Annotated in this window: 10 protein-coding genes; 5 read left to right on the forward strand and 5 right to left on the reverse strand. The window is 71.2% G+C overall.

The window, feature by feature from the left end:
• The first annotated feature begins 55 nt into the window (after positions 1-55).
• Positions 56-1,756 carry a bifunctional metallophosphatase/5'-nucleotidase gene (locus tag IE290_RS25630; protein WP_191247225.1) on the forward strand — a complete coding sequence of 567 codons (1,701 nt, stop codon included), beginning with the start codon at positions 56-58 and terminating at the stop codon, positions 1,754-1,756.
• Positions 1,757-1,795: 39 nt separating this feature from the next.
• Here IE290_RS25630 and IE290_RS25635 read toward each other — a convergent pair whose 3' ends face one another.
• Positions 1,796-2,473 carry a flavin reductase family protein gene (locus tag IE290_RS25635; RefSeq protein ID WP_229874700.1) on the reverse strand — a complete coding sequence of 226 codons (678 nt, stop codon included), beginning with the start codon at positions 2,471-2,473 and terminating at the stop codon, positions 1,796-1,798.
• 176 nt (positions 2,474-2,649) lie between these two features.
• Between IE290_RS25635 and IE290_RS25640 the strand changes: the two genes are divergently transcribed.
• The 3 genes from IE290_RS25640 to phoU all read left to right on the forward strand — a co-directional run bounded on the left by IE290_RS25640 (position 2,650) and on the right by phoU (position 7,516).
• Positions 2,650-3,390 (forward strand): GGDEF domain-containing protein, encoded by a 741-nt coding sequence (locus tag IE290_RS25640; RefSeq protein WP_191247227.1) that lies wholly within the window; start codon positions 2,650-2,652, stop codon positions 3,388-3,390.
• A gap of 2,003 nt (positions 3,391-5,393) precedes the next feature.
• Positions 5,394-6,773, forward strand: coding sequence for an LCP family protein (locus IE290_RS25645; protein WP_191247228.1), 1,380 nt, complete (start codon positions 5,394-5,396; stop codon positions 6,771-6,773).
• A 77-nt stretch (positions 6,774-6,850) separates the two neighbouring features.
• On the forward strand, positions 6,851-7,516 hold the full coding sequence (phoU, locus tag IE290_RS25650) for a phosphate signaling complex protein PhoU (protein WP_191247229.1): 666 nt from the start codon (positions 6,851-6,853) through the stop codon (positions 7,514-7,516).
• 7 nt (positions 7,517-7,523) lie between these two features.
• Here phoU and IE290_RS25655 read toward each other — a convergent pair whose 3' ends face one another.
• The 3 genes from IE290_RS25655 to IE290_RS25665 form a co-directional block, all read right to left on the reverse strand.
• Positions 7,524-8,165 carry a GTP pyrophosphokinase gene (locus IE290_RS25655; protein ID WP_191247230.1) on the reverse strand — a complete coding sequence of 214 codons (642 nt, stop codon included), beginning with the start codon at positions 8,163-8,165 and terminating at the stop codon, positions 7,524-7,526.
• A gap of 22 nt (positions 8,166-8,187) precedes the next feature.
• A complete protein-coding gene (locus IE290_RS25660; RefSeq protein ID WP_373300511.1) occupies positions 8,188-9,096 on the reverse strand; it encodes an EamA family transporter in 909 nt (302 codons plus the stop codon).
• Between the two features lie 487 nt (positions 9,097-9,583).
• Positions 9,584-9,901: a putative quinol monooxygenase gene (locus tag IE290_RS25665; RefSeq protein ID WP_191247231.1), complete on the reverse strand. Its 318-nt coding sequence runs from the start codon at positions 9,899-9,901 to the stop codon at positions 9,584-9,586.
• 150 nt (positions 9,902-10,051) lie between these two features.
• Between IE290_RS25665 and IE290_RS25670 the strand changes: the two genes are divergently transcribed.
• The gene (locus IE290_RS25670; protein WP_191247232.1) at positions 10,052-10,909 is read left to right on the forward strand and encodes a helix-turn-helix domain-containing protein; all 858 of its coding nucleotides are present in this window, start codon (positions 10,052-10,054) and stop codon (positions 10,907-10,909) included.
• A gap of 54 nt (positions 10,910-10,963) precedes the next feature.
• On the opposite strand, the gene pstB is transcribed toward IE290_RS25670, so the two are convergent.
• Entirely contained in the window at positions 10,964-11,740 is a 777-nt protein-coding gene (pstB, locus tag IE290_RS25675) for a phosphate ABC transporter ATP-binding protein PstB (protein WP_191247233.1), read from the reverse strand.
• Position 11,741: the final 1 nt, after the last annotated feature.

The following is an 11,741-nucleotide window of genomic DNA, read 5'->3' on the forward strand; positions in this document are numbered from 1 at the left end:
GAGCGTTGCGCGGCGGAGGTTAGATCGCGCCGGTATGCCCCTTACCGGAGGAACGATGTCCCCTTCATCTCGCGTGCTGCGACGCTGCGTAGCGGTCACCGCCGCGACGCTGGCCGCTGTCACGGTCACGGCCGCGCCCGCGTCCGCCGCCCAGCCGTCCGGCACCACCGACGTCCGGCTGATCACCTTCAACGACTTCCACGGCAACCTCGAACCGCCGACCGGCTCGTCGGGCCGCGTCACCCTGCCCGACGGCTCCACGGTGAACGCCGGCGGCGCGGCGTACCTGGCCACGCACGTCAAGCAGCTGGAGAGCGAGGTCCGCAACTCGGTCCTGCTGTCCGCGGGTGACAACGTCGGCGCTTCGCCGGTGGCCTCCGCGCTGTTCCACGACGAGCCGACCGTCGAGTTCCTCAACGAGATGGGCGTGCGGGCCTCCGTCGTCGGCAACCACGAGTTCGACGAGGGCTACCGGGAGCTGCAGCGCATGCAGTTCGGCGGCTGCCACCCCACCGACGGCTGCCAGTTCCGGGACGATTACCCGGGCGCGGACTTCCCGTTCCTCGGCTCCAACGTGTACTTCGACAACGGCGCGCCCGCGCTGCTGCCGTTCACCGTGGAGTTCTCCGGCGGCCAGCCGATCGGCGTCATCGGCGCCACGCTGAAGGACCTGCCCACGGTCGTCTCGGCCGAGGCGATCAAGGGCCTGGAGTTCGGCGACGAGGTCGAGGCCATCAACCGCACCTCCGGCTGGCTCGACCGCCTCGGCATCAAGGCCCAGGTCGTGCTGCTGCACCAGGGCGACGAGACGCGAGGCGGCGGCCCGGACTCGTGCACCGTGAAGCCCGGCCCGGCCGGCCAGATCGCCCAGCGCGTTTCGGCGAGCGTCGACGCGATCTTCACCGGCCACAGCCACCAGCAGTACAACTGCTCGATCGCCGACCCGGCGGGCAACCCGCGCCCGGTGATCCAGGGGCTGTCGTTCGGCCGTCTGCTGTCGGTCGTCGACCTCAAGATCGACAAGAAGACGCGGGACGTCGTGCGCAGCGCCACCGTCGCGCACAACCACCTCGTCACCCGCGACGTCACCCCCGACCCGGCCGTGGTCAAGCTGGTCGACGAGGCGGTGACCAAGGCCGCGCCCATCGCCAACCAGCGGATCGGCTCCATCACCGGTGACCTGAAGGCGGCCGGCGCCCCGTCCGGTGAATCCACCCTGGGCGACGTCATCGCCGACGCGCAGCTGGAGGCGACCGCCGCCAACGGCGCGCAGATCGCGATCACCAACCCGGGCGGCATCCGCGCCGACCTCAACTACGCGTCCTCGACCGCCGGTGAAGGCGACGGCGTGGTCACCTACGGCGAAGCGTTCACCGTGCAGCCGTTCGGGAACATCATGCAGACGATCACGCTGACCGGCGCGAACCTGAAGAACGTGCTCGAGCAGCAGTGGACCGCGAGCAGCACGCGGATCCTGCAGATCTCTTCGACGCTGCACTACACCTACTCGGCGTCCGCGCCGATCGGGTCGAAGGTGCAGAACATCACGGTCGGCGGCGTCCCGGTCGACCCGGCGGCGACCTACCGGGTGTCGGTGAACAACTTCCTCGCCGGCGGCGGGGACGGCTTCACCGAGTTCACCAAGGGCACCGACCTGGCCGGCGGCCCGGTGGACCTGGACGCGCTGATCGCGTACTTCGGCGCGCACTCGCCGATCGCGCCGCCCGCGGCCGACCGGATCACCGTCGTCGCGTAGTTCCCGGTGTGCGGCCCGGTTTTCCGGGCCGCACACCGGTCACGCTCCGCGGGCCGGTTCCAGCCGCGCGCGGTCGATGTCCGGGCTGCGGTAGAAGCTTTCCGGGATCTGCGCCAGTTCCGATCGGCGCAGTTTCCCGCCAAGGCCGTAGAACTCCTGGAAGCTCATGATCAGCGGCCGCCACCGGTCCGGGTCGATGCGGTCGGTGGTGCCGGGCATGCGGATTTCGTCGTGCACGTGGACTTTCCGCACCCGCAGCTCGAAGCACAGGATGTTGCCGCACTGCTGTTCGTCGTCCGCCGCGACCGGGTGGATCGCCTCGACCACGGCCTCCATGGCGACCGGGCATTCCGCGACGCGCGGGGGCGCCACCGTCGACGACGGCGCCGGGGTCAGCCCGGAGACGCCGAACTTGTCCGGCTCGTAGCGGTATCCGCGCCGCAGCTTGGATTCCGGGACCTCGGCGGTGCCGGTGGTGCGGGCGAGCCGGTCGACCGCGTCGACCTCGTGCACGGACGGCAGGTTCAGCACGCATTCCCCGGTGCGCCGCAGGTTCCGCGCGGTCTGCGAGCGGGCGCCGATGCCGATGATCGCGCGCCAGCCGAGCCAGAACGCCGACGAGATCGGGGCGAGGTTCACGGTGTCGCCCGCCGTGCTGACGAGCACCACCGGCGTGCCGAAGTACAGGATGTTCGGCTCGATTTCCACGTGTGTCACACGTTCAGCTTCACGATCAGCCGACCGTGCCGCTGGCGGAAAACAGACGCGTCGTTCGGCCGCCCGGACGACCCGACCGCCACGGAGAGCGATCCCTGGTCGTCCCATTGAGCGATATTCGTGTTGGCCCGTATCGATTGCTCAAGGCGCACCTCTAACCAGACGACAAGACTGGAATGACGGAGGTGGAACGGGTGACCTCGGAGCGGGCGCGGCCGGACGAGACCGACCTGCTGAGCCTGCACGAGGGTATCGCGGAACTGCACGCCTCGCAGGGCGACTTCCGCACGGCCTACGAGCACCTGAGGACGGCGCTGGGCATCGCGCGCACCGCCCGGCCGACGATCCCGGAGCAGTTGCGCCGCGAGTTCGACCGTCTCCGCCGGGAGCGCGCCCAGGCCCGCGAGGAGAGCCTGCGTGACGCGCTGACCGCCGTCTACAACCGCCGTTATCTGGACAGCAGGCTCGCCGACCTGCTCGGCGACGCGCGCACCCCGCTGGCCGTGGCGTTGATCGACATCGATTTGTTCAAACGTGTCAACGACACGTTCGGTCACCTCATCGGTGACCAGGTGTTGCGACGGGTCGCCGAGTTGTTGCGCGAAGGCGTGCCGGCGCCGGGATTCTGCGCGCGCTACGGCGGTGAAGAATTCATGCTCGTGCTGCCGGAGGTCCAGCCGGGGACGGCGCTGCGGATCGCCGAGCACGCCCGGCGGCGGGTGGCGCAACACGCCTGGTCAGAGATCTGTCCGGGACTGGGCGTGACCATCAGCGTGGGGCTGTCGCACGAACCGGTGAGCGGGCCGGAGCAGCTGCGGATGGCCGACGACCTCCTTTACGCCGCGAAGCACGCCGGGCGCAACCGGGTGGCGTACCGGGAACGCGGTGGTGTCCGCGTGCTCGAGCACTGTCAGTAATTGCGACGGGGCGATTCCCCGTTTTGCCGGTGTGCGGCATCACCCCGTTTGTCGCACTCGGCCCGCTTTGGCGCACGCTATGTAAAAAAATCAGCAGGAGGGTGTCGTCAGGACCGGCGAGTATCTCTACGATAACGATGCTCGCCGTCCCGGCGATGATCACTGAGACGGTCCCCTCCCGGCGGGCCGCCGTGACCCGAGAGAGAGGAGACCGGGTGCCAGACGACCACGCCGCAGGCCCCGGTCACAGAGCCGACGACGGCTCCACCTCGAACGGCCGGCGACGCCGACGCTCACTGGACACGCACGGCGGCATCAACGTTTCGGACCTGGTCGCGCAGCACACGGGGTACCGCCCCCGGTTCGACGGCGCCCGGTCGAGCGCCCACACGGCCCCGCCGGAGCAGGTCCCGCCGGTATCGCGCCGCACGGCGCCCCCGGCTCGCCCGGAGCCCCGCGCGCCCGAGCCGCCGCCCCAACGCCGCTCCCCAGCCACGGGACGCACGCCCGCGGCGCCGGTACCGCCCACACAACAACCCCGACGAGCCGTCCCCCCACGCCGACCCGCGGCACCGGAGCCGCCGACCAGCGCCGGTTTCGGGGAGGCGCCGCAGCCGTCGAACGGAGCCGCGCACCCGAGCGGCAACCGCGCCGAGCCTCGCCACCCGAGTGGGTTCGCGGAGGCGCCCGAGCCGTCGAACGGAGCCGCGCACCCGAGTGGATTTGCCGCCCCCACTCGCGCCGAGTCCCGCCACGCGAGCGGTTTCGCGGAAGCGCCGGAGCCATCGAACGGTGCCCCGCACCCGAGTGGTTTCACCAAGGCCCCCATCCGCGCGGACTCTCGCCACGCGAGCGGTTCCGCGGCGGCACCCGAAACATCGAACGGAGCCGCGCACCCCAGCGGTTTCGCCAAGGCGCCCAACGGTGCCGAGCGCCCGAGCGGCCCCCACGCCGAGTCCCGCCACGCGAGCGGCCTCGCGGCGCCGCCAGAGACCTCCAGCCGAGCCGCGGCGCCCGGCCGTCACGCGACCGGTTTCGCCGAGGCGCAGCCCTCCAACCGAGCAGACGCGCCGGCCCGCCACGCCGACGCACCCCACCTGAACGGCGCCGAGGCACCAGCGCGTCCCGCAGGCCCCCCACAGCCGTCGGCCCGCCCCGAGGCCCGCCACCCCAGCGGCTTCGCGGAAGCGCCCCAGCCCAACGGTGCCCGCCGTGCGGGCGCGCCCGCTGACGTGCCACGCCACCCCAGCAGCTTCCTGGAAGCACCGCAGCCCTCGACCCCCGCCGAGGCACCCCACCACCCGAGTGGCTTCACCGACGCACCGAACGGCGCCGTTCCCGCCCGCCGCGCTGGCGCTCCCCAGCCGTCCAGCCGCGCAGAACCGCGCCCCGCGAGTGGCTTCGCGGAGGCGCCGCAGCCTTCGGGTCGTGCCGAGGCGCCCCGCCACCCGAGTGGTTTCGCCGAGGTACCGCAGCCTTCGGGCCGTGCCGAGGCGCCCCGCCACCCCAGTGGTTTCGCCGAGGTACCGCAGCCTTCGAGCCGTGCTGAGGCGCCCCGGCATCCGAGTGGTTTCGCGGAGGCGCCGCAGCCCTCGGGCCGCCCGGAGGCGCCCCGCCACCCCGGCAGCTTCGCCGAGGTTCCGCCGCTGAACGGCGCCGATGCCTCCCGCCACCCCACTGGCTTCGCGGAGGCGCCGCAGCCCTCCAGCCGTGCCGAGGCGTCCCGCCACCCGAGTGGTTTCGCCGAGGCGCCGCAGCCTTCGGGTCGTGCCGAGGCGTCCCGCCACCCCAGTGGCTTCGCCGAGGTGCCGCAGCCGGACGGGGCCGACGCTCCGCCCCGGCCCGGGCCGGCCACGCCCCCGCCCGCCAGCCGTCAAGGCGTCGAGCCGTCCGCGAGCCATCCCGAGGCCGCCGCCACCCAGCTCCGCGAACCCGTCGAACGGCCCGGTGGCCCGCGCCGTCCGCCGCGGGCTCGGCCCGTTGCCCCCGCGGATCGGCTCACCATGACCGACGAGCTGGAGCCCGTCGGCGATCACACCAAGGTCCGCCGCAAGATCGACAACACCCTGGCGCGCTTCGCGGCCGCCCACGAGGAACTCGCCGCCGAGGAGGCCAAGCGCCAGGAGCGCCGCGAGCGGTTCATCGCCCGCCCGGTCGCCCTCATCGAGCAGACCCGTACCCGCCTGCAGCGCGTCGTCGCTCCGGTGAAGTCCGACGGCGACGGCGAGAAGGCCGCGCCGCAGACCCGCCTGCAGGAGAAGAAACAGCGCCGCAGCGACCGCTCCATCCGCATCACCCGGATCACCTGCGCCGTCCTCGCCGGCCTGATCTTCCTCGCCACCGGCGCCCTCTGGGGCACCAAGACCTGGTTCAACAGCAAGTTCACCGAGATCGCCGCCCTCGACGAGAACTCCTCCGACATCCAGAACGCGGCCGGCCAGACCGGTGACGAGAACTTCCTCATCGTCGGCTCCGACACCCGCGCCGGCGCCACCGCCGAGGAGAACGTGGGCGACGCGGACGCGGTCGGCGGCGCCCGCTCGGACACCGTGATGCTGGCGCACGTGCCGGCCGACCGGAAACGCGCCGTCGTCGTCTCCTTCCCGCGCGACCTGGAGATCTCCCGGCCCGCGTGCGAGCGCTACGACGCCAACACCGGGCAGTACTCCAGCGAGGTCGTCGCCGCCGCCACGAAGGTCAAGCTCAACACCGCCTACGCGATCGGCGGCCCTAAGTGCCTCACCAAGTGGGTGCAGCAGCTGACCGGCCTGCGGGTGAACCACTTCGTGGGCATCGACTTCGGCGGGTTCAAGGACATGGTCGACGCCGTGCACGGCGTCACCGTGCACGTGGACAAACCGATCAAGGACTCCGTGCTCGGCATGGTGATCGCGGAGACCGGTGACGTGACGATCTCCGGTGACCAGGCCCTCAGCTACGTCCGAGCCCGGCACGTGCAGGGCGACCCGACGTCGGACTACGGCCGGATCAAGCGGCAGCAGGAGTTCCTCACCGCCCTGCTGCAGAAGGCCATGTCGCAGGGCGTCATCACCGACCCCACCCAGCTCACGAACTTCGTCACCGCCTTCGCGCGCGCCACCTTCGGCGACAACATCGGCGTCGACCAGATGCTCACGCTGGCCCAGTCGATGAAGGGCATGGACACCACCAAGCTCAAGTTCCTCACCGTGCCGACCACCGGCGAGTCGAACTCCCGCGGCAACGAGGTGCTCCTGGAGACCAAGTCCAAAGAGCTGTTCCAGGCCATGATCGACAACACCCCGCTGCCCGGGACGCCCGAGTACGAGGCGGCGCAGGCGGCGTCCAGCGCGGCCCAGACCCCGCCGCCGAGCATGTCGAAGAAGTCGAGTTCGGACTCGTGACAACTCGTTAGCCCCGGTTCATTCCCGGTTCACTTCGCGATGCGGCGATCGCCCCGAACGGGTCGTAGAGTGAGGCCATGCGCGAGGCTTACCACGTCGAACTCGAAGACCTGGCCGCGAACCTGGCGGACATGTCGCTCCAGGCCGCGGCCGCCATGAAGAAGGCGACGCAGGCGCTGCTCGAAGCGGATCTGTCGCTGGCCGAGCAGGTGATCGGCGACGACCAGAAGATCGACGACGCTCGTGCCGAGAGCGAGGAGAAGGCCTACGCCCTCCTGGCGCTGCAGGCTCCGGTCGCGACCGACCTGCGGACCGTGCTCGCCGTGATCCACGCCGCCGAAAGCCTGGAGCGGATGGGCGACCTGGCCCTGCACGTCGCCAAGGCGGCGCGCCGCCGCCACCCGCAGGCCACGCTGCCCGAGCCGGTGCGGAACTACTTCGCCGAGATGGGCGAGCTCGACGTCCGCCTGGCGGAGAAGGTCGCCGACGTCATCAAGAGCCGCGACGTGGAGGCTGCCCGTGCGCTCGAGGAGGAGGACGACCGCGTCGACGAGATCCACCGCCACCTGTTCACGGTGATCATGGACCCGGACTGGAAGCACGGGGTGGCCGCCGCCGTCGACATCACCCTGCTCGGCCGGTTCTACGAGCGGTTCGCCGACCACGCGGTGTCCGTCGGCAAGCGCATGGTGTTCGTGGCCACCGGCAAGATGCCCGGCTACGCCCACGACGAGGACCTCTGAGGCAGAGCTAGGACTGACCGCCCTGCAGGCGCTGGTGCAGGGCGGTCATCCGCGCGTCCAGGTCGGCGGCGGTCTCCGCGGCGGCGCGCAGCTCGTCGGCGAAGTCGGCCGGCGCGGTGCCGGCGTACTTGTAGAACAGCTTGTGCTCAACCGCCGCCCAGAAGTCCATCCCGACCGTGCGCATCTGGATCTCCACCTTGACCCGCTCGACCCGGTCGGACAGGAACACCGGGATCCGCACGATCAGGTGCAGGCTGCGGTAGCCGTTCGGCTTGGGCGCGGCGATGTAGTCCTTGGTGCGGACGATCTCGACGTCGTCCTGGCGACCGAGCATCTCGGCGACCAGGTAGACGTCCGGCACGAACGGGCACACGACGCGGATGCCGGCGACGTCCTCGATGTGCTCGCGGATCGCCTCGATGCTCGGTTCGATGCCCTTGCGGGCGAGCTTGTCGAGGATCGCCTCGGGCGACTTGACGCGGCTCGCCAGGTGCTCGATCGGGTCGTGCTGGTTGGCGAAGTCGAACTCCTCGGACAGGATCCGCAGCTTGGTCATCAGCTCGTCGATGCCGAACTTGTAGACCATGAGTTCGCGCTGGAGCGTCCGAAGCAGCGCAGCTGAGTGGCTGACTTCGTCGAGCACGGTCATGCGACCAGCCTACCGAGACCGATCAGGGCGCATCGCGCACCGAACGGGTCGCCCCGATCGAGGCCGCCACCACGCAGCAGATCGCCAGCCACTGCAGCGGGTGCAGGGCCTCACCCAGCACCAGCAGCCCGGACAGCGCCGCGACGGCCGGTTCGAGGCTCATCAGGATGCCGAACACCCGCGGCGGGATCTTGCGCAGCGCCTCCAGCTCGAGCGAGTACGGGACGACCGACGACAGCAGCGCCACCGCGAGACCGATCAGCAGCACCCACGGCGACAGCAGGTTCGTGCCGCTGTCGATCACGCCCGCCGGCATCGCCGCGACCGCCGCGACGGCCATGCCCAGCGCGAGGCCCTTGCCCTCCTCGGTGCGCTTGCCCAGGGACGCGCTGAGCAGGATGTAGAGCCCCCAGCAGGCGCCCGCGATCAGCGCGAACACGATGCCGAGCAGCGACAGGTCGCCCCGCGTCTCGGCGAGCAGAACGACGCCGCCCGCGGCGACCACCGCCCACAGCACGTCGAGCCAGCGCCGCGACCCGGCCAGCGCGACCGCCAGCGGCCCGAGGAACTCGATGGTGACCGCGATGCCCTGCGGAATCCGGGCGAGCGCCTGGTAGAAGGTCAGGTTCATGGTGCCGAGCACGACGCCGTAGGCGAGGACCACCGGCAGCGCCCGGCGGCCCAAGCGCAGCACCGGACGCCACACGAGCAGCAGCACGAGCGCGGCGAAGAACAACCGCAGCGTGACCGTGCCCGCCGGCCCGGTGACCGCGAACAGCTGTTTGGCGAGCGAGGCGCCCACCTGCACGCTGACGATCCCGATCAGCACCTGCAGCGGCGGCGGGATGACGCCCAGGGCACGCCCGGCCGCGGCGAGCACCCGGGGCTTGGGCAACCGCCCGCCGACACCGTCCACGAAAACCTGAACCACGACCCCGACGCTAGCGGCACCCACCGACAGTTCCCACCGGATTTGCCTCACGTGCCGGCGAACCAGTCGCGGAGCACTCGATCAGCCGATGCCGGTTAGCCGGTGCGGTTGGTGGAGGGCGGCGCGGTGGGCCCACTCCGCCTGGGGGCTTGCGGGTGCCGGTTGGGCTGGTAGCTCAGGCAGCTTCACGTGCCGGGGAACCGCCCGCGGAGCACTCGATCAGTCGATGCCGGTTAGCCGGCGCAGGGTGGTCGAGTGCGGCGCGGTCGGCTCACTCCGCCTGGGGTCTTGCGGGTGCCGGTTGGGCTGGGAGCCCAGGCAGCCTCACGCGCCGGGAGACCGCCGGTGAGAACTCGTTCAGGCCACATCGGTCAGCCAGCGCAGGCTGAACGGCTCGGCGACGACCTCCTCCAGGCCCGTGCGCCGTGCTCGAAGTGTGGCGGTGACTGGTGGAGGGCGGCGCTGTCGGCCGGCCGCGGGACGGTGATCATGCGGCTGCGTTGTTCTCACTCGCCACGTCGGTCAGCCGGCGCAGGGTGAACGGCTCGGCGAGGATCTCGTCCAGGACCCGCGCCACGTGCTCGAAGTGCGGCAGCGAGAAGTGGTGGTCGAGCGCGGCGCTGTCGGCCCACTCCTCGACGATGATCATCCGGCTGGGGTCCTCCGGGTGCGGGTAGGGCTGGTAGCCCAGGCAGCCGTCCTCGGCCAGCGACGGCTCGATCATCGCGGTCAGCTCGTCCCGCAGGCGCTGCTCGTGCCCGGGCTTGGCGGTGAACCCGGCGATGATGGTGAGGGTGTTCGACATGGCGGAAACTCCTGATCGTCGTTGGCTGGACGTGATCCATCCTGCGGCGCCGGCCCGGCCGGGCCCAGGGCTCCGGTCGGCCGAGGTTCGCCCAGCCTGGGTCTGACGGAACCAGGCACCGCGGCGCCGTCTTCGCGAATACTGGGCCACATGGACCGCGCACAGCAGCTCACCGAGTTCCTGCGGACGCGCCGCGCCCGCCTGAGCCCGGACGACGCCGGTGCCGCCACCTTCGGCGGACGACGGCGGGTACCGGGCCTGCGCCGGGAGGAACTGGCGCTGCTCGCCGGCGTGAGCGTCGACTACTACACCCGCCTGGAACAGGGCCGCGCCCGCAACGTGTCCGCCGACATCCTGGACGCCGTAGCCCGCGCGCTCCGCCTCGACGCGGACGAAACCGCCCACCTGCACAACCTCGCCCAGCCCACTGCCCGGAAACGCCCCGCCCGGCGCCAGCAGGTCGGCCCCGAGATGCGCCAGGCGCTGGACGCCCTGACCACCGTCCCCGCCTACCTCATCGGACGCCGCCTGGACGTGCTGGCCTGGAACGAGCTGGCCCGCGTCCTGGTCGCGGACTTCCCCGCCCTGCGCGCGGCCGAGCGGAACATGGCCCGGCTGGTCTTCCTCGACGACGCGGCCCGCGACCTCTACCCCGACTGGGAGAGCAAGGCGCGTGACACCGTCGCGAACCTCCGCTTCGACGCCGGACGCCACCCGGACGATCCCCTGCTGGCCGAGCTGGTGGGCGAACTCTCCCTGCACAGCGCCGACTTCCGCCGCCTGTGGGCCGGGCACGGGGTGCGGGGCAAGACCCGCGGCCGCAAGCGGTTCGCCCACCCCCGGGTCGGCGAGCTCGCGCTCGACTACGTGGCGATGAGCGCCCCGGACGATCCCGACCTGACCATGATGATCTACAGCGCGCCCGCGGGCTCCGACGCCGCGACCGCGCTCCAGCTCCTGGCCGGCCTCACCGCGCCCGGCTCGCGGCCGGTGGCGCGGACGCCCTGAAAACGACGAGACCCCCACGGCGCGCAGCCGAGGGGGTCCACCGAAACCGCGGGATCAGCCGAACCGGCCCGAGATGTAGTCCTCGGTCGCCTTCTCGTTCGGGTTCGAGAAGATCTTCTCGGTGTCGTTGATCTCCACGAGCCGCCCCGGCTGCCCGACGCCGGCCAGGTTGAAGAACGCCGTCTGGTCCGACACCCGCGCCGCCTGCTGCATGTTGTGCGTGACGATCACGATGGTGTAGTCCTTCTTCAGCTCGGCGATCAGGTCCTCGATCGCGAGCGTCGAGATCGGGTCCAGCGCCGAGCACGGCTCGTCCATCAGCAGCACGTCCGGGCGCACGGCGATGGCCCGCGCGATGCACAGGCGCTGCTGCTGACCACCGGAGAGGCTGCCGCCCGGCTTGCCCAGCCGGTCCTTGACCTCGTTCCACAGGTTCGCGCCGCGCAGGGCTCGCTCGGCGATCTCGTCGAGCTTCTTCTTGTTCTTCGTGCCCGCCAGCCGCAGCCCGGCCACCACGTTGTCCCGGATGGACATCGTCGGGAACGGGTTGGGCCGCTGGAACACCATGCCGATGGTGCGGCGGACCTGCACCGGGTCCACCGAGGACGCGTAGATGTCCTCGCCGTCGAGCAGGACCTGCCCGTCCACCCGGGCACCCGGGATGACCTCGTGCATCCGGTTCAGCGTGCGCAGCACAGTGGACTTGCCGCAGCCCGACGGGCCGATGAAGGCCGTGACGTTCCGCGGCGGCACGGACAGCGTGACGCTGTCGACGGCGTGGAACTTGCCGTAGTAGATGTCGAGGTCCTTGACGTCGATTCGCTTGGCCATT

This window comes from Amycolatopsis deserti, assembly GCF_014653945.1.
Classification (GTDB): domain Bacteria; phylum Actinomycetota; class Actinomycetes; order Mycobacteriales; family Pseudonocardiaceae; genus Amycolatopsis_E; species Amycolatopsis_E deserti.